This window comes from Pseudomonas sp. JUb52 (assembly GCF_004341115.1).
GTDB classification, from domain to species: domain Bacteria; phylum Pseudomonadota; class Gammaproteobacteria; order Pseudomonadales; family Pseudomonadaceae; genus Chryseomonas; species Chryseomonas oryzihabitans.
This window is the reverse complement of record NZ_SLYS01000016.1, coordinates 24,696-48,219: the sequence shown is the minus strand read 5'-3', so window position 1 is coordinate 48,219 and position 23,524 is coordinate 24,696. Positions and strand designations below refer to the sequence as shown.

Here is a 23,524-nt window from a genome sequence, read left to right as displayed (position 1 = left end):
GCGCGCAGCCGCGACTGAAAAAAGTAACCCGCCCGGCGGGGCGGAACGAGAGCTATCCAAACACGCAGTAAATCAGCTTGGCGACCCGAGCTAACCTAAGTGCTCTCCCCCACCCCAACCCTCCCCCGCAAGCGGGATAGGGGGTAATCCGGTGTGAGGGATAAGCCTCCTACGAAAGGGCAAACCCCGCGTAGGGTGGATGACGGCGCAGCCTCATCCACCGAAACACCCGAGGGGTCAGTGCGACTTGAGCCCCGCCGCCGTCAGCACCAGGCGCAGCACCCAGGCCACCACGCCCAGCGCCACCAGGCTGCAGGCCCAGATGCCGGCCATCCAGGCCAGCCGCTGCCAGAGCGGCTTGTTGTCCGCGGGATTGGGTTCGCGCGAGCGGCCGGGCATCAGTGGTAGCCCTCCCCCGCGCGTACCTTGCCGCGGAACACGTAGTAGCCCCAGAAGGTGTACATCAGGGTGATGGGGATGATGAACAGGGTGCCGATGAGCAGGAACAGCTGGCTCTGCGGCGGCGACGAGGCCTCCCAGATAGAAACCGCCGGCGGGATGATGTTCGGCCAGAGGCTGATGCCCAGACCGCTGTAGCCGAGGAAGATCAGCGCCAGGGTCAGCAGGAAGGGCGCATGGTGCGAATCCTCGCGCAGGATGGCGCGCAGCAGGGCCAGGGTCACCACGCCGACCAGGATCGGCACCGGCAGGAACCAGACCAGGTTGGGCATGCTGAACCAGCGGGCGGAAATGGCCGCCTGGCTCAGCGGGGTCCAGATGCTCACCACCGCGGTAAAGGCCAGCAACAGGAACAGCAGCGGCTTGGTCAGGCGGCGCATGGTCGCCTGCAGCGGACCCTCGGTCTTCATGATCAGCCAGGTGCTGCCCAGCAGCGCATAGGCGGCGATCACGCCCAGGCCGCAGAACACCGAGAAGGGCGTCAGCCAGTCCAGCGGACCGCCGACGTATTGGCGATTCTCCACCGGGAAGCCTTCGATGAAGGCGCCCAGGGCCACGCCCTGGCAGAAGCTGGCCAGCAGCGAGCCGAAGATGAAGGACTTGTCCCACAGGGCTTCCTTGCCTTCCTGGACCTTGAAGCGGAATTCGAAGGCCACGCCGCGGAAGATCAGGCCGATCAGCATGAAGATCAGCGGCAGGTACAGCGCCGGCAGGATGATCGAGTAGGCCAGCGGGAAGGCGCCATAGAGCCCCGCCCCGCCGAGTACCAGCCAGGTCTCGTTGCCGTCCCAGATGGGCGCCACGGTGTTCATCATGACGTCGCGGTCTTCCTTGCCCTTGACGAAGGGAAAGAGGATGCCGATGCCCAGGTCGAAGCCGTCCATGACCACGTACATCATGAGGCCGAAGATGATGATGATCGCCCAGATCAGCGGGAGGTCGATGCCAGGGATGCCGTTCATGTGCGGTCTCCGGTCAGCTGGTCGGTGGGGTTGTCTTCTTCCAGGCCGCCATCGGCGCCGGACAGCGGACGCTTGGGATGGCGATCGGTGCCCGGACCGCCGGAGGTGGGCAGGTCGCCTTCACCGGTGTGCGGACCCTTGCCGATCATGCGCAGCGCATAGAGGGTGCCGATGCCGAACACGGCGAAATAGACCACCACGAAGGCCACCAGGGTGATGCTGAGCTGGGTGACGCTGTGGTTGGATACCCCGTCCTTGGTGCGCAACAGGCCGTAGACGATCCACGGCTGGCGGCCCACCTCGGTGGTGAACCAGCCGGCCAGCAGGGCGATGAGACCGACCGGTCCCATGCAGGTGACCAGGCGCAGGAAGGCGCGGGTCTCGAACAGCTTGCCGCGCCAGCGCAGCCAGGCGCTCCACAGGCCGGCGGCGATCATCAGCATGCCCAGGGCGACCATGATGCGGAACGACCAGAACACCACATAGGCCGGCGGCCGGTCTTCCTTGGGGAAGTCCTTGAGCGCCGGGATCGGCTCGGTGAGGCTGTGCTTGAGGATCAGGCTGCCCAGTACCGGGATTTCCACCTTGAAGCGGGTTTCCTCGCGCTCCATGTCCGGCCAGCCGAACAGGATCAGCGGGGTCGCTTCGCCCGGGGGGTTCTCCCAGTGGCCTTCCATCGCGGCGATCTTGGCCGGCTGGTGCTCCAGGGTGTTGAGGCCGTGGGCGTCGCCAACGAAGGCCTGTACCGGGGCCACCAGCAGGGCCATCCACATGGCCATGGAAAACATCTTGCGCACCGCCGGGTTGTCGTTGCCGCGCAGCAGGTGCCAGGCCGCCGAGGCGCCGACCAGGAAGGCCACCGACAGGTAGGCGGCGATGGTCATGTGCGCCCAGCGGAAGGGGAAGGACGGGTTGAAGATCACCGCCAGCCAGTCCACCGGGACGATGCGCCCATCGACGATCTCGTAGCCGCTCGGGGTGTGCATCCAGCTGTTGGAGGACAGGATCCAGAAGGTCGACATCAGGGTGCCGATGGCCACCATCACCGTCGAGAAAAAGTGCAGGCCGCGACCCACGCGATTCCAGCCGAACAGCATGACGCCGAGGAAGCCGGCTTCGATGAAGAAGGCGGTCAGCACCTCGTAGGTCAGCAGCGGACCGGTCACGGCGCCGGCATAGTCGGCGAAGCCGCTCCAGTTGGTGCCGAACTCATAGGCCATCACCAGACCGGACACCACGCCCATGCCAAAGAAGATCGCGAAGATTTTCAGCCAGAAGTGATACAGATCCTTGTAGACGTGGTTGTCGGTCTTCAGCCACAGCCCTTCGAGCACGGCGAGAAAGCTCGCGGTACCGATGGACAGCGCCGGGAAGACGATGTGGAAGGACACGGTGAAGGCGAACTGGATCCGGGCGAGATCCAGGGCTTCGAGGCCGAACATAGCTTTTCCTCTCAGGCACGCCGGCCATCGAGGGTAGCCGGTCGAGTTGACGCTGACCGAGGTTCGAACCTCCGGCGTCGCCTGGGGTTCTAGCGGGACGCTAAAAAGGCGCCACCGCCGCTAGCCCATTGGACCAGGTCGGAAGCTGACGTGGATCAACGTCAGGCTTTAGGATAGACCTCCTCGATACATTTGCTTACGTGGTTGGATGTCGCATCGGGCAGGCTGTCGCACCCCGCAGTTGTATGACGATCAGTCCCCGGGTGGCTTAAGATGCCGCCTCTGTCCCTGCGAGCCCCAGTCATGTCCGGCGATACCCTGCAGCTGCGTCACCACCGTCCCTTCGTCGCCTTCTGGTTCGCCCGCATCTGCACCGCCGGCAGTTTCCAGATGCTCACCGTCGCCATCGGCTGGCACCTCTATTCCCTCACCGGCAACGTGCTCGATCTCGGCCTGGTGGGGCTGGTGGAATTCCTGCCGCGGGTACTGTTCATGCTGCACACCGGCCATGTCGCCGATCGCTACGACCGCCGCCGGGTCGCCGCCCTCTGCCAGACCGGCCAGGGCCTGATCGCCCTGGTGCTGCTGGTGGGCAGCCTCAATCAGGCGGTGACCCGCGAACTGATCTTCATCCTGGCCTTCTGCCTGGGTACCGCGCGCGCCTTCGAACAGCCCACCACTCAGGCGCTGCTGCCCAACATCGTGCCGCCGGCGATCTTTCCCCGCGCCATCGCCGCCGCGGCCTCGGCCATGCAGGGCGCCACCATCATCGCCCCCGCCCTGGGCGGCCTGCTCTATGCCCTGGGCGCCGCCTGGGTCTATGGCCCGGCGCTGGTGCTCTACGGCATCGCCATCCTGCTGGTCTCCAGCCTGCCGGCGCGGCAGACGCCCAGCCAGAAGGAAAAACCGACCCTGGACAACCTGCTGGCCGGCATCCGCTTCATCAAGAGTCGCCCGGACGTGCTCGGCGCCATCTCCCTGGATCTCTTCGCCGTGCTCCTGGGCGGTGCCACCGCCCTGCTCCCGGTGTTCGCCGCCGACATCCTGCTCACCGGTCCCTGGGGCCTGGGCCTGTTGCGCTCGGCGCCGGCCGTGGGCGCCCTGGGCATGTCCTTTCTGCTCGCCTACGTCAGTCTCAATCGCCACGTGGGGCGCATCATGTTCGGTTCGGTCGCGCTGTTCGGCGTCGCCACCATCGCCTTCGGGCTGTCCACCTCGCTATGGTTCTCGCTGGCTACCCTGGTGGTGCTGGGCGCCGCCGACATGGTCAGCGTGGTGATCCGCAGTTCCTTCGTCCAGCTGGAAACCCCCGATGCCATGCGCGGCCGGGTCAGTGCGGTCAACGGCCTGTTTATCGGCGCCTCCAACCAGCTCGGCGAGTTCGAGTCGGGGGTTACCGCGCACTTCTTCGGCACGGTGCCGGCGGTGGTGCTGGGGGGTGTCGGTACCCTGGTGATCACCGGGGTCTGGATGAAGCTGTTCCCCGGTCTGGCCAGGCGTGACCGGCTGACGGAGCCGCGCCAGGACAGTTGAATCCAGGCCTGCCGCCAACGGGCCATTCATACCTGGGGGATGACCGCTCGGCCCGAAGTAAACTTATCGCGCAAACCTTTAACGCAAAATGTGATCTATGTCACACACTTTGAAGCGTTGAGGTTTTCATGCGTACCCCTCTTTCCATGGCCGCCCGCCTGGGCCTGGGCTTCGGCCTGATCCTGGTGCTGATGCTGCTGATCACCCTCGTCGGCGTCCAGCGCGTCGGCGTCATCGATGACACCCTGACCGCCGTCAGCCAGGGCGCCAGCGTCAAGCAGCGCTACGCCATCAACTTCCGCGGCAGTGTGCACGACCGCGCCATCGCCATTCGCGATACGGTGCTGATCCACGACGCCGCGCCCCTGGCCAGTCGCCTGGCCGACATCGACCGGCTCAAGGCCTTCTATCGCCAGTCCGCCGAGCCCATGGATCAGCTGTTCGCCAGCCAGGGCGCCACGGCCGAGGAACAGCGCCTGCTGGCGGCCATCAAGGACATCGAAGGCACCGCCCTGCCGCTGACCGAGCGCCTGCTGCAGCTGCGCCAGGCCGGCGATCTGGAAGGCGCCCGGGTGTTCCTGCTGGAGCGCGTCTCGCCGGCCTATGTCGAGTGGCTCAAGCGCATCAATGCGCTCATCGATCACGAAGAAGCCATCGCCAGCGGCCACCTGGGCGAGGTCCGCGGCATCGCCGGCGGCTTCCGCTGGCTGATGCTGGTCACCTGCGCCCTCGCCCTGCTGCTGAGCGTCACCGTCTCCATCCTGATCATTCGCCAGATGGGTGCCACCCTGGGCGGCGAACCCCACGCCGTGGCCGCCGCCATCCGCCGGCTGGCCGAGGGCCGCCTGGACGAGCGCCCCGCCACCCGCCATCCGGACAGCGTCATGGGCACCTTGGGCAGCGCCACCGCGCACCTCGGCGAGACCATCGTCCAGGTACGCCATACCGCCAGCTCGGTCGCCGCGGCGGCAGCCCAGCTGCAAGGCACCGCCCAGACCAACCAGCGCCACACCGATGTGCAATCCAACCAGGCCCAGCACATGGCCGCCGCGGTCACCGAGCTGGCCGCCACCATCGGCGAGGTCGCCGGCTACGCGGCCCAGGCTGCCCAGGCCACCGGCAATGCCAGCGCCCAGGTGGACACCGGCAACCGGCTGGTCGCCAGTTCCGGCCAGGCCATCGGCCAGCTGGTGCAGGCCCTGGAACAGGCCAGCGTCACCGTGCAGCAGGTCTCCAGCGACAGCGCCAGCATCGAGAACATCGTCGCCGTCATCAACGGCATCGCCGAGCAGACCAACCTGCTGGCGCTGAACGCCGCCATCGAGGCGGCCCGGGCCGGCGAGCAGGGTCGCGGCTTCGCCGTGGTCGCCGACGAGGTCCGCAACCTGGCCACCCGCACCCAGGAATCGACCCGCGAGATCCGCGCTATGATCGCCACCCTCCAGGAAGGTGCAGGGCGTGCCGCGGCGCAGATGGAGGAGAGTCGCGGCCAGGCCCACGAGACCGCCGAACTGACCCAGCGCGCCGTCGCGGCCCTGGCGGCCATCCAGGCGGACGTCGGCTCGGTGAACGCCATGAATGCCCAGATCGCCACCGCTGCGGCCCAGCAGACCGCCGTGGCCGAAGAGGTCAACGAGAACATCAACCGCATCCACGCGGCCACCCTGGAAACCGCCAGCGGTTCGCAGCAGATCGCCGGCGCCAGTCGCCAGCTGGCCGAATTGGCCGAGGACTTGGAGCGCCGCATGAGCCTGTTCCGCACGGCCTCGGCCTGAATATCCGGCAACGCTCGCGGGCTGAACCTAGACGCGCGCGTGACGGTCAGCAGTCAGACACCTTTTCCCGTGCAGGAGTCTGGACATGCAGCTTTCCCTCAACGGCCAGGTCGCCCTGGTCACCGGCGGCAGCTCCGGGATCGGCGCCGCCGTCGCCGAGGCCCTGGCCAAGGCCGGTGCCGCCGTCGCCATCAACTACCACTCCAGCGCCGAACCGGCCAAGGAACTGGCCAAGCGCATCCAGGACGCCGGCGGTCGCGCCATCGCCGTCGGCGGTGACGTCGGTGACGAGGCCGCGGTCCAGGCGCTGTTCGACCGCACCCTGGAAGCCTTCGGCCGCCTGGACATCCTGGTCGCCAACTCCGGCCTGCAAAAGGATGCGGCCGTGGCCGACATGTCGCTCAAGGACTGGAACACGGTGATCAACACCAACCTCACCGGGCAGTTCCTTTGCGCCCGGGCGGCGATCCGGCAGTTCCGCAAGCAAGGTCGCGACGAAAGCATCTCCCGCGCCCTGGGCAAGATCATCCACATGAGCTCGGTCCACGAGGTCATTCCCTGGGCCGGCCACGTCAACTACGCCGCCTCCAAGGGCGGGGTCAATCTGCTGATGCGCAGCCTGGCCCAGGAAGTCGCCGCCGAGGGCATCCGCGTCAACAGCATCGCCCCGGGCGCCATCGCCACCGCCATCAACGAAGAGGTGACCGGTGACGAGGCCAAGGCCCGCGAACTGCTCAAGCTGATCCCCTACAAGCGCGTCGGCCACGTCGACGACGTGGGCAATGTGGCGGTCTTTCTCGCCAGCGACCTGGCCGACTACATCGTCGGCACCACCCTGTTCGTCGACGGCGGCATGTGCCTCTATCCGGGATTCGAAGACAATGGCTGATTCCACCTCCGTGCACGCCCGCCGCAGTATCGGCGCCCACGGTGTCATCGGCGACCTGCGCACCTGCGCCCTGGTCGCCACCGACGGCACCATCGACCACTTCTGCTGGCCGAATCTGGACAGCCCCTCGGTATTCGCCGCCCTGCTCGACTCGGAAAAGGCCGGCTACTTCAGCCTGGCGCCGGTCTGGGAAGACGCCCGCGAGCAGCAGCTCTATCTGCCGGACACCAATATCCTGCAGACCCGCTGGCTGTCGGCGGAAGGCGTCGCCGAGATCACCGATCTGATGCCGGTGTGCAGCAGCGAGGACACCCAGCCGCGCATCGTCCGCCGCGTGCAGGTGGTGGCCGGACGCTGCCGCTTCCGCCTGGTCTGCGCCCCGGCCCACGACTATGCCCGCGCCGAGACCCGCGCCCGCCTGGCGGACGGCGGCGCCCTGTTCGAAGCCGCGGGCCAGCCGACCCTGCGCCTGGCGTCGAGCGTCACCCTGCAGGTGGAAGGCAACGCCGCCCTGGCCGAATTCGAACTGGAACAGGGTGAGCAGCTGGATTTCGTCTTTGGCTGCGAGAAGGACGACAAGGTCGTCGCCGGCCAGAGCGATCTCTGCTTCGAGGACACCCTGACCTACTGGACCTCCTGGGCCGCCAAGAGCCACTACCAGGGGCGCTGGCGCGAGATGGTCACCCGCTCGGCCCTGGCGCTGAAGCTGCTGACCTCCTGCAAGCACGGCTCCATCGCCACGGCCGCCACCTTCAGCCTACCCGAAGCCCTGGGCGGTGAACGCAACTGGGACTATCGCGCCTCCTGGATCCGCGACGCCTCCTTTACCGTCTATGCCTTCATGCGCCTGGGCTACACCCAGGAAGCCAAGGACTTCACCCACTGGGTGGGCCAGTGCGTGGAAAACAGCCACAGCGCCCCGGAAAAGCTGCAGATCATGTATCGCCTGGACGGTGGCCTGGACCTGCCCGAGGAAACCCTCGACCACCTGGCCGGCTATGCCGACTCGAGTCCGGTGCGCATCGGCAATGAGGCCTACAAGCAGATCCAGCTGGACATCTATGGCGAGCTGATGGACGCCATCTACCTGTCCAACAAGTATGGCGAAGCCATCTCCCACCAGGGCTGGAAGGAGGTGGTGCGGATGATCGACCACGTCTGCGAGCACTGGAACCAGCCCGACGCCGGGATCTGGGAGATGCGCGGCGATCCCGAGCACTTCCTGCATTCGCGGCTGATGTGCTGGGTGGCCATCGACCGCGCGATGCGGCTGTCGGTCAAGCGCTCGTTGCCGATGCCCTACGAACGCTGGTACGCCGCTCGCGCTGCCATCCAAGAAGACATCTGGGACAACTTCTGGAACGCCGAACTGGGTCATTTCACCTCGACCCGCCACGGCAAGAGCCTGGATGCCGCCCTGTTGCTGATGCCGCTGGTGCGCTTCGTCAGCGCCACCGATCCCATGTGGCTGTCCACCCTGGACGCCATCAAGACCAACCTGGCCTACGACGGCATGATCCGCCGCTACAACCCGGCGGACACGCCAGCGGACAACCTCAAGGGCGAAGAAGGCGCCTTCGTCGCCTGCTCCTTCTGGTACGTCGAATGCCTGGCCCGCGCCGGTCGCGTCGACGAAGCCCACCTGGAGTTCGAAAAGCTGCTGGGCTACGCCAATCCACTGGGTCTCTATGCCGAGGAACTGGACAAGCGCGGCTACCCCCTCGGCAACCTGCCCCAGGCCCTGTCGCACCTGGCGCTGATCAGTACCGCCTTCTTCCTGGATCGCAAGCTGAGCGGCAAGGATCCGCAGTGGCAGCCTTAGGGTGGGTCGATACGGCCATAGTGGTCCGCCGATGCGGCCACTCCTGCGGGTACCAGCCCAATAGCTGATCGCGATCCTGCCGGAGCGGATAAAGCCAGAAACCCGCTCGGATAGCACCCTCTCCCCTTGGGAGAGGGTTGGGGTGAGGGCACAGCGTGGTACGAAGCTACTGTGGAAAAGGCTGCGCCGTTTTCCACGCTACGGTGCTGGACTGCAGGTCGCAGGCAGCACATCAGCGTCCGTATCGCTTGTTGCCGCCAGAGGTAATGCAGTAACGCCCCCCACGAGGACCGATACAGACGTCCCCCCCGCTACAGGGACAATCGGCGGTGGACGCGCCGTATCCTGAATAACTGCCACCGGAAGAGCGACGTCCCCCGCCCGAACGACCACGGGCTTCCTGCCAGCCTCGGGTCTCATCGATCCGGCTGGAAAAAGGCATCGCCATCTTCTGCTCAGGTACATCGAGCTGCTGTGGAGTGACCGAAACACTTGCACTGGCGCCACTGTTCAGAAGGAAGCCAGCGGCGAACCCCAGTAAGCCTATCGTCAAACTTTTCATGCCGCATCCTTGTGCAAAGGATAAAGGCTAGCCTTAGGGCTGGACGATGGCTATGGCGAGGGAGATCAGAGGTCATAAGACCAGCAGCTACGGAAACTCTAGGCCACCCGACTCTGCCCCAGCGCCTCGTTGACGCAATTGGCCATGTCGTCGATATGCCAGGGTTTGGGCATGAAGCGGGTGCGGCCGGCGCCGCGGGGCACGGTGAGGCGATCGCCGGAGGTGAGGATCACCGGGATATGGGGCCAGCGTTGGGAGACCAGCTGGGCGAGGGCCTCGCCGTCGAGGCGCCCCGGCATGCGCACGTCGGTGAAGAGCACATCGATGCGGGCGCCGTTCTGCTCCAGATAGCTCAGGGCCGCATCGGCGGTCGGCACGGCCACCACCTGCAGGTCCACCAGCGACTCCAGCGCCTCGGTGGCCAGTTCCCGCAGCAACGGCTCGTCCTCTACCAAAAGCAGTAGCGGACGATAGGAGCCGAAGGGAGAAGATGCCTGAGTCATAACCAACAGACTTTGCCAAGAGATCGCGGTTCTGACCGCTCGGCCTGGTCTCGACCAAAGTCGACCACCGGCATAGGCAAGACGTCTGGACGGCAACTTTCAAGGCTGCGCTGACTCGAAGCGTTCACCTCAGGGGTCGCCTGTGGTATTCTTTTTTAATCGAACGATCAATTAAAAAAGCATTCTTCCCTTTGACAGTGCGCAAGGAGTCCTCATGAGTGCGACGCCCTCATCCGGCACCGTAAAACTGAATCCCCCCGCCTTCTACTGCGCGGCCGCGGTGATTCTGCTGTTTTCCCTGGCCGTCATCGGCCGTCCAGAGCAGGCCGGCGCCTGGTTGCTGCAGGCGCAGACCTGGGCCGCCAATACGGTCGGCTGGTACTACCTGCTGGCCATGTCGCTCTATCTGGTGTTCGTGGTGGTCACCGCGCTGTCCGGCTACGGCAAGATCAAGCTCGGTGCCGACCACGACCAACCCGAATTCAGCTACCTGTCCTGGGCCGGCATGCTGTTCGCCGCCGGCATCAGCATCACCCTGTTCTTCTTTTGCGTCTCCGAACCCCTGACCCACTTCGCCCAGCCGCCGGCCGGCGAAGGGGGCAATCCGGCAGCCGCGCGCCAGGCCATGCAGATCCTCTTCCTGCACTGGGGCCTGCACGGCTGGGGGGTGTTCGCCCTGGTGGCCATGGCCCTGGCCTACTTCGCCTACCGCCACAATCTGCCGCTGGCCCTGCGCTCGGCGCTCTATCCGCTGATCGGCAAGCGCATCAACGGGCCCATCGGCCACGCCGTGGACGCCTTCGGCATCATCGCCACCATCTTCGGCCTGGGCGCCGACCTCGGTTTCGGCGTGCTGCACCTCAATGCCGGGCTAGACTACCTGTTCGGCATCAGCCACAGCCACTGGGTGCAACTGATCCTCATCGTGCTGATGATGGGCGCGGCCATCGCCGTCGCCGTGTCCGGCGTCGACAAGGGCGTGCGCATCATGTCCGACATCAACATGGTGCTGGCCGTCGCCCTGCTGCTGTTCGTGCTGTTCGCCGGGCCGACCCAGCACCTGCTCAATACCCTGATCCAGAACATCGGCGACTACCTCTCGGCCTTGCCGGGCAAGAGCTTCGACCTCTATGCCTATGACGAGCCCTCCGACTGGCTGGGCGGCTGGACGGTGTTCTACTGGGCCTGGTGGATCGCCTGGGCGCCCTTCGTCGGGCTGTTCATCGCGCGCATCTCGCGCGGCCGCACCATCCGTGAATTCGTCTTTGGCGTGCTGTTCATCCCGCTGGGCTTCACCCTGGCCTGGCTGTCGATCTTCGGCAACAGCGCCCTGGAACTGGTCCTTGGCCAGGGCATGACCGGCCTGGCGCAGACCGCCCTCACCGATCCGGCCATGGCCTTCTACCAGGTGCTGGAGACCTATCCGGCCAGCCGCGTGGTGATCAGCGTCGCCGTGCTGGTGAGCTTCGTCTTCTTCGTTACCTCGGCCGACTCCGGCACCGTGGTGCTCTCGACCCTGTCGTCCAAGGGCGGCGAGGCCGACGAAGACGGTCCCAAGTGGCTGCGGGTGTTCTGGGGCGCGGCCGTGGCCGTGGTCACCGGCGGCCTGCTGTTCGCCGGCAGCATGGATGCCCTGAAGTCGGCGGTGGTGCTGACCTCGCTGCCCTTCTCGGTGGTGGTTTTGCTGATGATGTGGGGCCTGCACAAGGCGCTGCACCTGGAGTCCCAGCGCCAGCGGGCGCGGCTGCACTCCCTCGCGCCGGTGGCGACCAACGGCAAGGCCCGGCATGGCGGCTGGCGCCAGCGGCTGTCCCAAGCGGTGTACTTCCCCTCGCGGGACGAGGTCTATCGCTTCATGGACAGCACCGTGCGCCCGGCCATGGAAGAAATGGTCGAGGTCTCGCGGGAGAAGGGCCTGGTGGTGGAGACCCAGTTCGATTCCACCAACGCCAATCTGCAGTTGACCATCGGCCACGGCGAAGAGCACCCCTTCATCTACCAGGTGATCATGCAGGGCTATTTCACGCCCTCCTTCGCCCGCGCCGGCATCGGCGGCCTGCACCTGAAGAATCGGCGCTACTACCGCGCCGAGGTGCACCTGACCGAGGGCAGCCAGGACTATGACCTGGTGGGCTACAACCGCGAGCAGATCCTCAACGACATGCTCGACCAGTACGAGCGCCACCTGCAGTTCCTGCATCTGGTGCGCTGACAGGGCGGTTTTTTCAGCGACTGAAAGGCCATTGAAAGCTGCAAAGGTCGTATAATCGCCTCCAGGGCCGGCCTTGAGCCGGCCCCGGGGTCGGTACGCCGCGCCGGCTCCCCGCCGTCCGGAGACCGCTTTGTCCACCCCCTCTGTCCCCTCGCCCTATCCGCCCCTGGTGCAATGGCTAGCCCTGATCCTCTGCTCCGCCCTGGTCGGCGGCGGACTCAGCTGGCTGCAGGTGCCCGCGGCCCTCTTTCTCGGTCCCATGCTGGTGGCCATCGCCTTTGGCGTCGGCGGCGCCACCATCCGCCTGCCGCGCCGGCTGTTCCAGACCGGCCAGGGCGTGGTGGGCTGCCTGATCGCCCATGCCATGACCGCCGCGGTGCTGCTCACCGTCGCCGAGCACTGGCCGGTGATGCTGCTGGCCACCGCCCTGACCGTGTTGCTAAGCCTGCTCACCGGTGCCCTGCTGGTGCGCTTCGGTGGCCTGCCGGGCAGCACCGCTGCCTGGGGCACCACGCCTGGCGCGGCGGCCGCCATGGTGGCCATGGCCGAGGAATACGGCGCAGATCCACGCATCGTCGCAACTATGCAATATGTGCGGGTCGTCTGCGTGGTGCTGATCAGTGCGCTGGTCGGCCGGTTACTGGGCGCCGAAGGCAGCGGCACCGGCCATCAGGCCACCGTGTTCAGCCTGGACGGCCACTTCGCCGTCAATCTGGCGCTGACCCTGGCGGTGGCCCTGGCCGGCAGCTGGCTGGGCGGTCGGCTGTTTCCCGCCGGCGCCCTGCTGCTGCCCATCGCCCTGGGTACCCTGCTGCAAATCAATGGCTGGCTGGACATCACCCTGCCCCATCTGCTGCTGGCGGCGGCCTATGGCGCCATGGGCTGCTATGTGGGCCTGAGATTCGATCGGGCCACGGTCGCCTATGTCTGGCGCGCCCTGCCCAAGATGATCTTCGCCTCGCTGCTGCTGATTGCGCTCTGCGCCCTGTCGGCGCTGCTGATGGCGCGGCTGATGCACGTGGACTTTCTCACCGCCTACCTGGCGACCAGTCCGGGCGGACTGGATTCCATGGCCATCATCGCGGTGGATGCCCACGCCGATGTCGGCCTGGTACTGGCCATGCAGGCCTTGCGGCTGATCGGGGTGGTGCTGACCGGGCCGCTACTGGCCCGGCAGCTGGTCAAGCTGGCCCGCACCTGACCCGAGGTGCGGGCCTGGCACTCAGGCCGAGCGGCGGCGCTCGACCTGGGCGGTGATGTTGTAGCCTTCGGCGGCATGGCCGCGCACCACGACCCGGGCATCCGGGTAGAACCCCTTGAGGCGCTGTTCGAAGAGAAAGTAGATCTCAGCGCCGACCCGGATCTCCGCGGGATCGGTCAGGGTCAGGGAGAAATTGCGCACGGGATCGGCGGCATGCTGCGACTCGTTTTCCTCGATGCGCTGCATGGCGTCTTCGACGATCTGTTCGGCGATCTGCGACATCTGTGACCTCCTGGTCGGGGCAGTAACGGGGCGCCGTCCCGGAGACGGCTGTATCGCTAGTGACCACGGCGATGGCGCAGGGATTCGCGCGCTCTGCAAGATTCCGACGAAACTGTAGACTTGTCTGACTTTTATCCCTGTGCGGTGGCGTGAATCGGTCGACTCGCGGTCTCCTGCACACCGAGGACGAGGAAACAGCCCCGCCATGGTCGACGCCGACGACACCCCCCCTCCACCGCGCAATCCGGCCACCCAGCGCCGGGCGTTGTGGCTGCTGGTCTGCGCCGTTGCGGTGATCCTGGCACTGGAATCCTGGCAGGTGTGGCGCAACTACCAGAATGCCTTCGCCAGTGCCCGCAGTGACGTCGGCAACATCGCTGTGGCCGCCGCCCAGCACGCCGATGACGCCATCAAGGAAGCCGATTCGCTGCTGGTCAGCATTCGCGATCGCCTGGAGGATCAACCCTTCGAGCAACTGGACCGCCTGCGGGTGCATCGCCTGCTGGCGCGCCAGGCCGCCCTCCTGCCGCAACTGCACGGGTTGTTCGTCTACGATCGCGACGGCGAATGGCGGGTGACCGACAAGAGCAGCGAGCCGCCGCGGGCCAACAATGCCGATCGCGAATATTTCCAGTTTCACCGGCAGCATCCGGCCGATGTGCTGCACGTCGGCGCGGTGATCGAGAGCCGCAGCACCCACGAGCTGATCATCCCGGTGTCGCGGCGCCTGGAAGACCGCGACGGGCGCTTTGCCGGCGTCCTGCTCGCCACCATCCGCCTGCAGTATTTCGTCGACTACTACGAGCGCTTCAAGCTGGATGCCCGGGGCGCCATCACCCTGGCGCTGGACGACGGCACCCTGATGGTCCGCCGTCCCTATGTGCCCGAGCACGTCGGCACCCCGCTGGCCACTGGCGACCTGTTTCGCCAGTACGTGAACCAGGCGCCCAACGGTACCGCCCTGGTGCGCGCCATGCTCGATGGCCAGGAGCGCCTCTATGCCTTCCAGCACCTGGAGGGCTATCCGCTGGTGGCCCTGGCCGGTATCTCCCGGCGCGACATCCTCGCCGGCTGGCGCCAGGACATGCTGAGATCGGTGACGGTGGTCGGCCTGATCATCCTCGGCATGCTGGTCTTCGGCTTTCGGCTACTCCGCGAGATCCGCGCCGGGGAGCGCAGCGCGGCAGCCCTGCGCCAGGCCCACGACGAGCTGCACCTGCTGACCCTCAAGGACAGCCTCACCGGGCTGGGCAATCGCCGCCAGTTCGACAACCTGCTGCCGGTGGAGCTGGCGCGCGCGCAGCGCAATGGCCAGCCGCTCAGCCTGCTGATGATCGACATCGATCATTTCAAGGCCTACAACGACCACTATGGCCATCCGGCGGGGGATCGCTGCCTGCAGGCGGTGGCCGGCGTGGTGGCCTCGGCGGCGCGGCGCCCGGGCGACCTGGCGGCGCGCTATGGCGGCGCGCTATGGCGGCGAGGAGATGGTCCTGCTGCTGCCCAACTGCGACGAGCACGGCGCCCAGCGCGTGGCCGCCACGGTGCAGGAACGCCTGCAGGTGCTGGAAGTGACCCATGCCACCAGTCCCTTCGGCCGCATCACCGTCAGTCTCGGCATCGCCGTGCAGCCGCCCGGGCAGACCCCGCCACCCCAGCCCGCCGACCTGCTGGCCAGCGCCGATGCCGCGCTCTACCGGGCGAAGCACCTGGGCCGCAATCGCTCCCATCCGCCGCCGGAGGCGGACGTCAGCTAGAGCCCACTGGGTGCCGGCTAGCCCCCTTCAACCGCAGATCATGCCGCCGCGGTGGTGCACCCGGTCCTAGCCGGCGCGCTTGGCCTGATAGAGCTCGCCATCGGCCTGCTTGAGCAGATCCGAGGGCTGATAGCCCGGGGCGAGGCGCGCCACCCCGGCACTGAAGGAAAAACAGCTGCCGGTGCGGGTGTTGCTGCGGATATCGTCCAGCAGCGCCTGCAGCCGCTGCGCCAGCTGGCGCTCGTCCTCGGGCTTGAGCAGCACACCGAACTCCTCGCCGCCCAGGCGCCCGAAGCGTCCATCCGGAAAGTGCTTTATCAGGATACCAGCCATCTCCTTGAGTACCTGGTCCCCCACGTCGTGGCCGAATCTGTCATTGATCCGCTTGAAGTCATCGATGTCGAGCATGACGAAATACCAGGATGGCGAGCCATCCCGGCAGACCTGCTCCATGTCCAGCATCAGCGCCCTGCGGTTGCTGATCCCGGTGAGGGCATCGGTTTCCGCCTGCAGCCGATAGCGTTCCTTGAGTTCCAGGGTGCTGGCGACGATGCGTACGAAGGTGGCATTGAGCAGCAGCCCCAGTGCCAGGCTGGCCCCCAGCATCACCCAGAACAGCGGCAGGGCCGCTGCGGTGATGTTGTCCAGTTCGCCATAGAACAGCAGCAGCCAGACCGCGCCGGCCGCGATGCCGTAGTCGAGCACATGGGAAAACAGAATGGTCGAGCCGAGGATGATGACGATGGCCATGGGGATCATCCAGGCATAGCCGGCCTCGCCCATGCCCAGGATCTGGAAGCGGAAGGCCAGGGCCTCGAACAGCACGAACACCAGGGCGAACAGGCGCCAGACGGCAAAGCGCCGGGCGGTGGTCATGGCCAGGCAGGAGCCGATCATGCCGGCGAAGGCCAGCCAGCCCCAGGCCGGCACCCCGGCGGTCAGGAAGGGATTGATCAGCACGCTGATCAACCAGCCCAGGATGCCGGTGCTCTGCGCCAGCACATTGGGTAGTTGCAGCATCTGGCGAATGTGAGTCTGGTAAGTCATTGCACAACTCGAACGCCAAGTTTAGTGGCCAACTGATATCACTTGATGCTATCCCATTCGTGGCCCGTCGTCGGCGGAAAGCGGACTCAAGAAAGACAATAGACGTCTGATCATCGCTTCGCCTTGGACAAGACCGCATAGGACCACGGTCGCACGCGAACCAGGCAAACGGACGGCGGCGAAATGACGCCACCGGTCAGCTCGCCCTGCAAACCGCCTCGCCCGGCCCGCTAAGCTCTTCGCTCGTGGATCTTCGACTAGGCTTGGCAGTGCCCAGGCCGTCGTTCATGCTTTCGACGACTCATCAGCTCCCACCATCGGTAAAGAACCAACCAGGCGCCATCATGGAAATCGATGCTCTGTTCGATCACCTGCATACCCTTCCCAGCATTCCCAAGGTGGCTCAGGAGCTGATCCAGCAGTTCGACGATCCCGACAGCAGCATCGAAGACGTCGCCCGCAATCTGGCGCTGGATCCGGTGCTTTCCGCCAAGGTCCTGCGCCTGGCCAACTCGGTGCGCTTTCGCGGCGTGCGCCCCTCGACCAGCATCGAAGGCGCGGCCATCCGCCTGGGCTTCGATGCCCTGCGCACCCTGGTCCTGGCTTCGGCGGTGACCGCCGCCTTCCGCCACAACCCCAGCTTCGATCCGCGGGATTTCTGGCAGCACAGCTTCGACGTGGCCAGCATCTGCCGCGTCCTCGCCCGCCAGGCCGGTGCCGATGCCGAGACCGCCTTCACCTGCGGCATGCTGCACAGCATCGGCGAGCTGCTGATCAGGACGGCGGCGCCCGATATCGCCGTGCGCATCGACGCCGAGCAGCGCGCCCCGGTGCCCACCGACCAGGCCATCGGCTTCGGCTATCCGGAGGTGGGCGCCGAGCTGGCCCGTCGCTGGCAGCTGCCGGTGGTGATCCAGCATGCCATCGCCTACCAGTTGCACCCCCAGGATGCGCCGGAGGATTCCACCCAGGCGCGCATGGTCGCCCAGGCCCGACTGGTTTCCTTTGTCCTGCGTCGTCATGGCGGCATCAACGACCAGGCCAAGGCGGCCCTGGCCAATCCCCTGCTGGAAGGCGTGGATCTGGAGCTGCTGCTGAGCGAGCTGCCCGAGGTCATAGAGGCGGACAAGGCCTTTGGTACCCTGATCAACTGACCGGCCGTCCCTTGCCGGGCCAGCGCCACCGCCTGGATCACAAATCTGCCAGCCGGTCATGGCAAAAGTCGAACGGGTACCGCAAGAATCGGTCGAAGCGTTATAGCTGACAGGAGTGATTGCGATGGCCGAGCCGCTGAAGTTCACGGATGCGAACACCATTATCAAGGGCGCTTTTCAACCGATGCTGTGCGCCATGACCGCCCAGGATCCGGCGACCTTCAACGTCGAGGTCTATGCGCCCAACGGCACGGCGCTCCTGCAACGCCGCATCGCCCGGGTCGATCTGCTGGACAACTCCCTGCTGGAAGCCTTCATCTGCGACAGTCGCGCCCGCATCGAGCGGGCGACCCATGAGCGACTCGACTGGCAGGTACGCTACACCCGCGCATCCTGAAGCCGCTTCCTGCGGTCAAATGCCAACCAGCCCAAAGGCGCCCCGAGAGGCGCCTTTTGCTTGACCCTCAATCGTTGAGCACGCGCTTCTGCTGACTGCCCTGGGCCTTGGTGGCCGGGGTCTTGTCGACCTTCTTCTGGGTCGAGGGCGTGGCGCTGGAGGTGTCGTCCGCGCTGTCCCTGTTGCTGGTGTTGGAGCTGCCCGGCGCGCCGATGCCGTTGCCGGTCACCCCGGCGTCGTTGTTGTTGCTGGCGGCCAGGCTGGGACCGGCCACCAGGGCCAGGGCAGCGCTCAGGGCAAGGATCAGCGGGGTCTTGCGCATCTTGGTGTCCTCCGGCCGCGAAAGGAAGGGTGTCGCGGGCTGCACCCTGCTGGTTAGGCCAAAGGCCGGGCCAAGCGTTCCCACCTTCCTATAGACTAATGGCCATCCCCGCCGTACCTCGACAGGTGCGGCCGCCGCGTTCAGGAGTTGCCGTGAAGCACCGTTACCTCATCGTCGATCGCACCGCGCTCGATACCCCCGCGCTGTTCGACTATCTGGCCGAGGCGCCGCAGCACCGCGTCATCGTTTCCGGCGGCACGGCCGAGCAACTGTTCGCGGCGGAGCTCTGGCCGCGCCTGCGCGAACGCCTGGCGCCCCACGCCGAGCGCTTCTTCTTCGCCGATTCCAGCGGTCCGCTGCTGCAGGCCGAACTGGAAGGCCGCAAGCCCGGTCTGCTGGATCGCGAACTGACCCTGGCCTTCAAGCAGGCGGTGACCGCCGATGCCGAGGACGACCGCGTGCTGACCCGCATTCGCCGCGAATTGCTCGACACCGATGACGACTACCAGGCCAATCGCCGTATCTTTCTCAACAGCCTGCTCGGCCAGATGCGCCGCGCCCTGCCGGCGGGTGCCGTGACCGCCGGCAACTGGCAGGACGCCGTCCGCCAGGCCATCGCCGCCGCCCAGCAAGGCCTGGCCAAGGGCTTCGCCCCCGGGCTGGCCGATGCCCCCTTCAAGGTCTTTCTCAAGGCCTATCCACTGGCGGCGCGCTATGTCGCCCAGCTCGCCGTGCTGCTGATCACCGCCGGGCGCCAGGAGAACGACGTTCTCATCGATCGCTTCGTCGCCCAGGATCCGGCGCTGGTCGCCACCCTGTTCGACGGCCTGCTGACCGAAGACGATGACCAGCGCCAGGCCTACACCGCCCTCAAGCGCACCCTGGATGCCCTGGGGACCGGTGGCCAGGCGCTGCACTGAGGGTCTAGAGGCGCTCCAGCAGCGCCGGCAGGATCACCCCGGCCGCGCCCAGCAGTTGCCAGTCATGGCTGAAGTCCACCGCCGGCTGCGGATCGATGCGGACCACCGTGGCGCCCTGCTGGCGCGCCACCCCTGGCAGACTGGCCGCCGGCTGCACCAGGCCGGAGGTGCCGACCACCAGGCAGAGGTCGCAACGCTCGGCCAGGGCCCAGGCGCTGGCCAGGGCCTCTTCCGGTAGCGACTCGCCGAACCAGACCACGCCCGGCCGGGCCAGGCCGCCGCAGGCGGGACAGCGCGGCGGCGCCACGAGCTGCTCCGCCGCTTCCGGCAACGCCGGCGCCGTCAGCGGTCGCGCGCACTCGAAGCAGCGCGGCGCGTGCAGGCTGCCGTGCAGATGGATCACCGCGCGACTGCCCGCGCGCTCATGCAGGTCGTCGACATTCTGGGTAACCAGGTGCAAGCGGCCGTGCCTGTCGCCCCACTGCGCCAGGGCGCGGTGGGCCGGGTTGGGCTGGGCCGCCAGCACCTGGGCGCGGCGCCCCTCGTACCAGCTCCAGACCCGCACCGGATCCTCGATAAAGGCCTTGGCGGTGGCCAGTTGCGCCGGGTCGAAGCGCGCCCAGAGCCCGGTCAGGGCTTCGCGAAAGGTGGCGATGCCGCTTTCCGCCGACACGCCGGCACCGGTCAGGACCAGCACCTCGTCGGCCTGGCGCAGGCGGTCGAGCAACACCGCCGGCAATGCGGCGAGACCGCTTCGACAATCGATGGGATCGGGCATGGATGCGTTCACTCCTGACATCTGCGGCAAAACAACAGGGTCTTGCGGACCGCGAAAAAGGCCAGAAGTGTGACGCTACTCGACGGATGGTGAGTCCACTCATCGTTTTCCGGGGAACTGAGGTTCACCCTTTTCGCCACAGGCCGATGATCCGGGAGTCCGCGTCCGATGTCGCTCCGACCCTAACGGTATGTGAATGAAGAAGTCCGTCGTTTCCAAGTATCCGCGCCTGCTCATCGCCGGCGCTCTGGCCCTCGTCACCGTCCTCGGCCTGGCCAGCTGGCTGTGGCTCAAGCCCGCCACGCCGGCCCCGACCGCCACCGCCATGCTCGCCAGCGTGCAGCAGGCGCCCGAACACTGGACCGGGCAGCCACGTGACCTCTCCGTGCTGCTGGCCGATCTGCGCGCCCAGGCCATCAGCGGCGCTGTGATCGGGGATCACACCCTCTACATAGACACCACCCGCGGCGAACACTACGCCGTGGCCGACAACGGCGGCCGCATCGCCGATCGCCTGCTGGCCGACTACGCCACCCAGGCCGAGCCGCTGTTCCCAGTGGCCACTTGGAGCGAATCCGGGCAGCGCCATCCCTGGCTGGACGCCCTGCTGATCAACCTGCCGGGCTATCTGCTCCTGCTGCTGCTCGCCGTGCCCCTGGCGCTGCGTTTCGCCAGCCCCTTCAAGCTGCACCGCAAGGGCACCGGCATCTCCTTCAAGGACGTGGTCGGCGCCGCCGAAGCCAAGCGGGCGCTGGAAGACGTCACCACCTGCCTGCGCAATCCCAAGGCCTTCGCCGCCCTGGGTGCCCGTCCGCCCAAGGGTGTGCTGCTGACCGGCGAACCCGGCACCGGCAAGACCCAGCTGGCCAAAGCCCTGGCCACCGAGTGCAACGCCCACTTCATCCAGGTGACCGGCAGCGACTTCTCCTCGATGTTCTTCGGGGTCGGCATCCAGAAGGTCAAGTCGCTGTTCCGCACCGCGCGCAAGAAGGCGCCCTGCATCATCTTCATCGACGAGATCGACGGCATCGGCCGCCGCGCCGAGCAGTCGCGCTCCAGCGATGCCGAGGCCAACCGCATCATCAACCAGTTCCTCACCGAGCTGGACGGCTTCGACGGCACCAGCGGCGTGCTGGTGCTGGGTGCCACCAACTTCGCCGATTCGCTGGATCCGGCGCTGCGCCGCGAAGGTCGCTTCGACCGCACCATCGCCGTGCCGCTGCCGAGTCTGGAAGACCGCCGCGCGCTGTTCGAACTCTATGCCGGCAAACTGCCCTGCCAGGGCGAACTGGATCTGGCCGCCCTCTCCCGCGGCACCGTGGGCCTGACCCCGGCGGCCATCGCCTACATCAGCAACCACGCCGCCCTGCTGGCCGCTCGCGAGAACGCCAGCGCCGTGACCATGGCCCACTTCGTCGAGGCCATCGAGACCTGCCGCATCGGCGAGCAACCGGTCGGCGTCACCCCGCTGGGTTCGGCCGAGCGAACCCGCATCGCCGTGCACGAAGCCGGTCATGCCCTGGTCGCCGCGGTGCTCAATGTCGGTCGGGTGGAAAAGGTCACCCTGCTGCCGCGTGGCCAGGCCCTGGGCGTGACCCTGATCACCCCCACCGAAGACAAGCGCCTGCACCTGAAGTCGGAACTCGAAGGCCGCATCCAGATGCTGCTGGCCGGTCGTTGCGCCGAGCAGCTGTATTTCAACGAGGTCTCCTCGGGTGCCGCCCAGGATCTGCAGGAAGCCTCCAAGCTGGCGCTGTCCATGGTCGCCTCGCTGGGCATGGGTCCGAGCGGCTCGCTGCTCAGCCTGCAGGCCCTGCGCGATGCCGGTATCGAATTCGACGCCGCGCCCAGCATCGCCGCCGCCGATCAGCTGCTGCACAGCCTGGATCATCGCTGCCTGGCGCTGATCACCGAGCTCAAGCCGGCGCTGGACGACATCACCGACCAGCTGCTGCGCGACGAGACCATCCCCGGCAGCGCCGTGGCCGAAGCCATCGCCCGCGCCAGCGGCCTGGAAGCCTGCGGCGCCCTCAATCGCGCCCTGGCCTTCGTGCCGGAGCGTTCGACCGACCCGCGCGCGGGTGACGGCGAACGCAGCATCGCGGCCGCCTTCAAGGGCGAGTGATACCCGCGACGCCTTGAAACGAAAAAGCCCCGGTCCGCCGGGGCTTTTCATGTCAGCGCCTGGATAGGCGCTCAGAGGATATTGGCGTAGTCCGCCTCGATCCGATCCAGACTCAGGTGGTTGAGGAAGTTGGAGAAGCACATCCAGGCCGCCAGGGCGTTGAGGTCCTGGAATTGCGCCGGCAGGTACTTGGGCGGTACCACCACGCCTTCGTCCACCAGCTGACGCAGGATGCGCATGTCTTCCAGGGTGGTCTTGCCGCAGAACAGCAGCGGGATCTGCTCCAGCTTGCCCTTGCGCACCGCCAGCTGGATGTAGTTGTAGATCAGGATGAAGCCCTTCAGATAGGACAGGTCCTTGGTGAAGGGCAGCCCCGTCGGCGTCGAGCCGCGAAACACCCGGCTGGCGTTCTGGTAGCCCGATTCCAGGTCGTAGCCCTGCTCCTGGAAGAAGCGGAAGACCTCGAGGAAATCGGCGCCGTCCTCGGCCAGGTGGATGGCGCGGGTGCGATTGGTCAGCTTGCGCAGCCGGGTCGGATAGGAGGCGAAGGCGATCACCTCCATGAGGATCGCCAGGCCTTCCTGGGTTACGGTGGACGACGGCGGGCCCTTGGCCAGAAAGGTGCAGATCGGCTGGTTCTGGCCATTGAGGGTGGTGCCGACGTGCACCAGGCCTTCATGGACCTCCAGGGCGCGGACGTCACGCTCGTTGAACAGGGCGTCGGCGCGCACCTTGATGTAGTCGGCGCCGGCCGCGGCATCGGCGACGATGCCGTCGGACTCGAACACCCGGATGGTGCCTTCCGTCTCGCCGAACACCCGGTTGAGCCGCGCCTGCAGGATGGGCACGGCGTCCTTGGCGGTCAGGGTCTTGGGTTCGTCTTCCAGGGCGCCGCGATGGGCGATGTTGTCGAGGTAGCTGGACATCATCATGCCCAGGTCGGCCAGGGTCGGATCGCCGGCGTGGAAGGCATCCGAGGCCGCGCCATAGAGCTCCTGGGAGATCAGGCCGAAGTCCGGGGTGCCGCGCGCCTGCAGCATGCGGATCACCATGCGGTATTCGCGGCACATGCGCCTCATGATCTGGCCGACCGGATTGAACTGGCCGAGCTGGCGGGTGACCTCGCGCTCGATGCTCTGGAATTCGCCCTTGAGCGCATCGCCGTCGAAACCCAGCGGGCGCCCCTCGTAGAAGGCGCGATCCACCGCCGGCAGGCGCTTGCCCTTGCCCTCCAGGAAGCCCTGGCGCACCCCGTCGTCCCACTTCACCGCATCGAGGATGCGGATCGGCGCCTGGGCCGCGACGATGCGATCGGACAGCTGGCGAATGGTCTGGTGATAGGGATCGAGAAAGGGCTGGCGGGCATTCATGACGGCAACCGG

At 66.7% G+C, this 23,524-nt stretch carries 20 protein-coding genes and 1 pseudogene; 12 read left to right on the top strand and 9 right to left on the bottom strand.

Annotated features, from left to right (window positions below; all coding sequences use genetic code 11):
* Positions 1-237 precede the first annotated feature (237 nt).
* The 3 genes from EC839_RS21280 to EC839_RS21270 are packed head-to-tail and all read right to left on the bottom strand — an operon-like array spanning position 238 to position 2,863.
* Positions 238-399 carry a DUF2474 domain-containing protein gene (locus EC839_RS21280; RefSeq protein ID WP_007162564.1) on the bottom strand — a complete coding sequence of 54 codons (162 nt, stop codon included), beginning with the start codon at positions 397-399 and terminating at the stop codon, positions 238-240.
* Complete coding sequence (cydB, locus tag EC839_RS21275; RefSeq protein ID WP_007162565.1) at positions 399-1,421, bottom strand: cytochrome d ubiquinol oxidase subunit II; 1,023 nt, start codon at positions 1,419-1,421, stop codon at positions 399-401. Before cydB ends, EC839_RS21280 begins: the two co-directional genes overlap by 1 nt.
* Positions 1,418-2,863, bottom strand: coding sequence for a cytochrome ubiquinol oxidase subunit I (locus EC839_RS21270; protein WP_007162566.1), 1,446 nt, complete (start codon positions 2,861-2,863; stop codon positions 1,418-1,420). Before EC839_RS21270 ends, cydB begins: the two co-directional genes overlap by 4 nt.
* 303 nt (positions 2,864-3,166) lie before the next feature.
* Between EC839_RS21270 and EC839_RS21265 the strand changes: the two genes are divergently transcribed.
* The 4 genes from EC839_RS21265 to EC839_RS21250 all read left to right on the top strand — a co-directional run bounded on the left by EC839_RS21265 (position 3,167) and on the right by EC839_RS21250 (position 8,882).
* Complete coding sequence (locus tag EC839_RS21265) at positions 3,167-4,396, top strand: MFS transporter (protein WP_007162567.1); 1,230 nt, start codon at positions 3,167-3,169, stop codon at positions 4,394-4,396.
* 128 nt (positions 4,397-4,524) lie between these two features.
* Positions 4,525-6,171, top strand: coding sequence for a methyl-accepting chemotaxis protein (locus EC839_RS21260; protein WP_223855408.1), 1,647 nt, complete (start codon positions 4,525-4,527; stop codon positions 6,169-6,171).
* Positions 6,172-6,256: 85 nt separating this feature from the next.
* Positions 6,257-7,060, top strand: coding sequence for a glucose 1-dehydrogenase (locus EC839_RS21255; RefSeq protein ID WP_007162569.1), 804 nt, complete (start codon positions 6,257-6,259; stop codon positions 7,058-7,060).
* Complete coding sequence (locus EC839_RS21250) at positions 7,053-8,882, top strand: glycoside hydrolase family 15 protein (protein WP_132833153.1); 1,830 nt, start codon at positions 7,053-7,055, stop codon at positions 8,880-8,882. The genes EC839_RS21255 and EC839_RS21250 overlap by 8 nt, the downstream gene beginning before the upstream one ends.
* A 660-nt stretch (positions 8,883-9,542) precedes the next feature.
* On the opposite strand, the gene EC839_RS21240 is transcribed toward EC839_RS21250, so the two are convergent.
* Positions 9,543-9,947, bottom strand: a complete 405-nt coding sequence (locus EC839_RS21240; RefSeq protein ID WP_223855407.1) for a response regulator — start codon at positions 9,945-9,947, stop codon at positions 9,543-9,545.
* A 247-nt stretch (positions 9,948-10,194) separates the two neighbouring features.
* On the opposite strand from EC839_RS21240, the gene betT reads away from it, so the two are divergent.
* A complete protein-coding gene (betT, locus tag EC839_RS21235) occupies positions 10,195-12,159 on the top strand; it encodes a choline BCCT transporter BetT (RefSeq protein WP_085982657.1) in 1,965 nt (654 codons plus the stop codon).
* Positions 12,160-12,289: 130 nt separating this feature from the next.
* Positions 12,290-13,360: an AbrB family transcriptional regulator gene (locus EC839_RS21230; protein WP_007162573.1), complete on the top strand. Its 1,071-nt coding sequence runs from the start codon at positions 12,290-12,292 to the stop codon at positions 13,358-13,360.
* Positions 13,361-13,381: 21 nt separating this feature from the next.
* On the opposite strand, the gene EC839_RS21225 is transcribed toward EC839_RS21230, so the two are convergent.
* The gene (locus EC839_RS21225) at positions 13,382-13,642 is read right to left on the bottom strand and encodes a hypothetical protein (protein ID WP_007162574.1); all 261 of its coding nucleotides are present in this window, start codon (positions 13,640-13,642) and stop codon (positions 13,382-13,384) included.
* A gap of 205 nt (positions 13,643-13,847) precedes the next feature.
* Between EC839_RS21225 and EC839_RS24800 the strand changes: the two are divergent.
* Positions 13,848-15,050: pseudogene (locus EC839_RS24800) on the top strand (diguanylate cyclase domain-containing protein); the annotation flags it as partial.
* A complete protein-coding gene (locus EC839_RS24660; protein WP_305955939.1) occupies positions 15,013-15,399 on the top strand; it encodes a diguanylate cyclase in 387 nt (128 codons plus the stop codon). The pseudogene EC839_RS24800 and the gene EC839_RS24660, both read left to right, overlap by 38 nt.
* Before the next feature lie 66 nt (positions 15,400-15,465).
* Here the strand turns inward: EC839_RS24660 and EC839_RS21215 are convergent, their stop codons facing one another.
* Positions 15,466-16,446, bottom strand: coding sequence for a GGDEF domain-containing protein (locus tag EC839_RS21215; RefSeq protein ID WP_132833152.1), 981 nt, complete (start codon positions 16,444-16,446; stop codon positions 15,466-15,468).
* 341 nt (positions 16,447-16,787) lie between these two features.
* On the opposite strand from EC839_RS21215, the gene EC839_RS21210 reads away from it, so the two are divergent.
* Positions 16,788-17,600 carry an HDOD domain-containing protein gene (locus EC839_RS21210; protein ID WP_202798650.1) on the top strand — a complete coding sequence of 271 codons (813 nt, stop codon included), beginning with the start codon at positions 16,788-16,790 and terminating at the stop codon, positions 17,598-17,600.
* 124 nt (positions 17,601-17,724) lie between these two features.
* Positions 17,725-17,997: a hypothetical protein gene (locus EC839_RS21205; RefSeq protein ID WP_007162578.1), complete on the top strand. Its 273-nt coding sequence runs from the start codon at positions 17,725-17,727 to the stop codon at positions 17,995-17,997.
* Positions 17,998-18,064: 67 nt separating this feature from the next.
* Here the strand turns inward: EC839_RS21205 and EC839_RS21200 are convergent, their stop codons facing one another.
* Positions 18,065-18,319 carry a hypothetical protein gene (locus EC839_RS21200; RefSeq protein ID WP_007162579.1) on the bottom strand — a complete coding sequence of 85 codons (255 nt, stop codon included), beginning with the start codon at positions 18,317-18,319 and terminating at the stop codon, positions 18,065-18,067.
* A 152-nt stretch (positions 18,320-18,471) separates the two neighbouring features.
* On the opposite strand from EC839_RS21200, the gene EC839_RS21195 reads away from it, so the two are divergent.
* Complete coding sequence (locus tag EC839_RS21195; RefSeq protein ID WP_007162580.1) at positions 18,472-19,239, top strand: hypothetical protein; 768 nt, start codon at positions 18,472-18,474, stop codon at positions 19,237-19,239.
* Between the two features lie 4 nt (positions 19,240-19,243).
* Here the strand turns inward: EC839_RS21195 and EC839_RS21190 are convergent, their stop codons facing one another.
* A complete protein-coding gene (locus EC839_RS21190) occupies positions 19,244-20,017 on the bottom strand; it encodes an NAD-dependent deacylase (protein WP_007162581.1) in 774 nt (257 codons plus the stop codon).
* 196 nt (positions 20,018-20,213) lie between these two features.
* On the opposite strand from EC839_RS21190, the gene EC839_RS21185 reads away from it, so the two are divergent.
* Positions 20,214-22,142, top strand: coding sequence for an AAA family ATPase (locus EC839_RS21185; protein ID WP_007162582.1), 1,929 nt, complete (start codon positions 20,214-20,216; stop codon positions 22,140-22,142).
* A gap of 71 nt (positions 22,143-22,213) precedes the next feature.
* Here EC839_RS21185 and EC839_RS21180 read toward each other — a convergent pair whose 3' ends face one another.
* Positions 22,214-23,512, bottom strand: coding sequence for a flavohemoglobin expression-modulating QEGLA motif protein (locus tag EC839_RS21180; RefSeq protein ID WP_007162583.1), 1,299 nt, complete (start codon positions 23,510-23,512; stop codon positions 22,214-22,216).
* Between the last annotated feature and the right edge of the window lie 12 nt (positions 23,513-23,524).

Coding starts and splice junctions, on each gene's coding strand:
- EC839_RS21280 (WP_007162564.1), bottom strand. CDS start 399: ATGCCCGGCCGCTCGCGCGAACCCAATCCCGCGGACAACAAGCCGCTC.
- cydB (WP_007162565.1), bottom strand. CDS start 1,421: ATGAACGGCATCCCTGGCATCGACCTCCCGCTGATCTGGGCGATCATC.
- EC839_RS21270 (WP_007162566.1), bottom strand. CDS start 2,863: ATGTTCGGCCTCGAAGCCCTGGATCTCGCCCGGATCCAGTTCGCCTTC.
- EC839_RS21265 (WP_007162567.1), top strand. CDS start 3,167: ATGTCCGGCGATACCCTGCAGCTGCGTCACCACCGTCCCTTCGTCGCC.
- EC839_RS21260 (WP_223855408.1), top strand. CDS start 4,525: ATGCGTACCCCTCTTTCCATGGCCGCCCGCCTGGGCCTGGGCTTCGGC.
- EC839_RS21255 (WP_007162569.1), top strand. CDS start 6,257: ATGCAGCTTTCCCTCAACGGCCAGGTCGCCCTGGTCACCGGCGGCAGC.
- EC839_RS21250 (WP_132833153.1), top strand. CDS start 7,053: ATGGCTGATTCCACCTCCGTGCACGCCCGCCGCAGTATCGGCGCCCAC.
- EC839_RS21240 (WP_223855407.1), bottom strand. CDS start 9,947: ATGACTCAGGCATCTTCTCCCTTCGGCTCCTATCGTCCGCTACTGCTT.
- EC839_RS21225 (WP_007162574.1), bottom strand. CDS start 13,642: ATGTCGCAGATCGCCGAACAGATCGTCGAAGACGCCATGCAGCGCATC.
- EC839_RS24660 (WP_305955939.1), top strand. CDS start 15,013: ATGGCCATCCGGCGGGGGATCGCTGCCTGCAGGCGGTGGCCGGCGTGG.
- EC839_RS21215 (WP_132833152.1), bottom strand. CDS start 16,446: ATGACTTACCAGACTCACATTCGCCAGATGCTGCAACTACCCAATGTG.
- EC839_RS21205 (WP_007162578.1), top strand. CDS start 17,725: ATGGCCGAGCCGCTGAAGTTCACGGATGCGAACACCATTATCAAGGGC.
- EC839_RS21200 (WP_007162579.1), bottom strand. CDS start 18,319: ATGCGCAAGACCCCGCTGATCCTTGCCCTGAGCGCTGCCCTGGCCCTG.
- EC839_RS21190 (WP_007162581.1), bottom strand. CDS start 20,017: ATGCCCGATCCCATCGATTGTCGAAGCGGTCTCGCCGCATTGCCGGCG.
- EC839_RS21185 (WP_007162582.1), top strand. CDS start 20,214: ATGAAGAAGTCCGTCGTTTCCAAGTATCCGCGCCTGCTCATCGCCGGC.
- EC839_RS21180 (WP_007162583.1), bottom strand. CDS start 23,512: ATGAATGCCCGCCAGCCCTTTCTCGATCCCTATCACCAGACCATTCGC.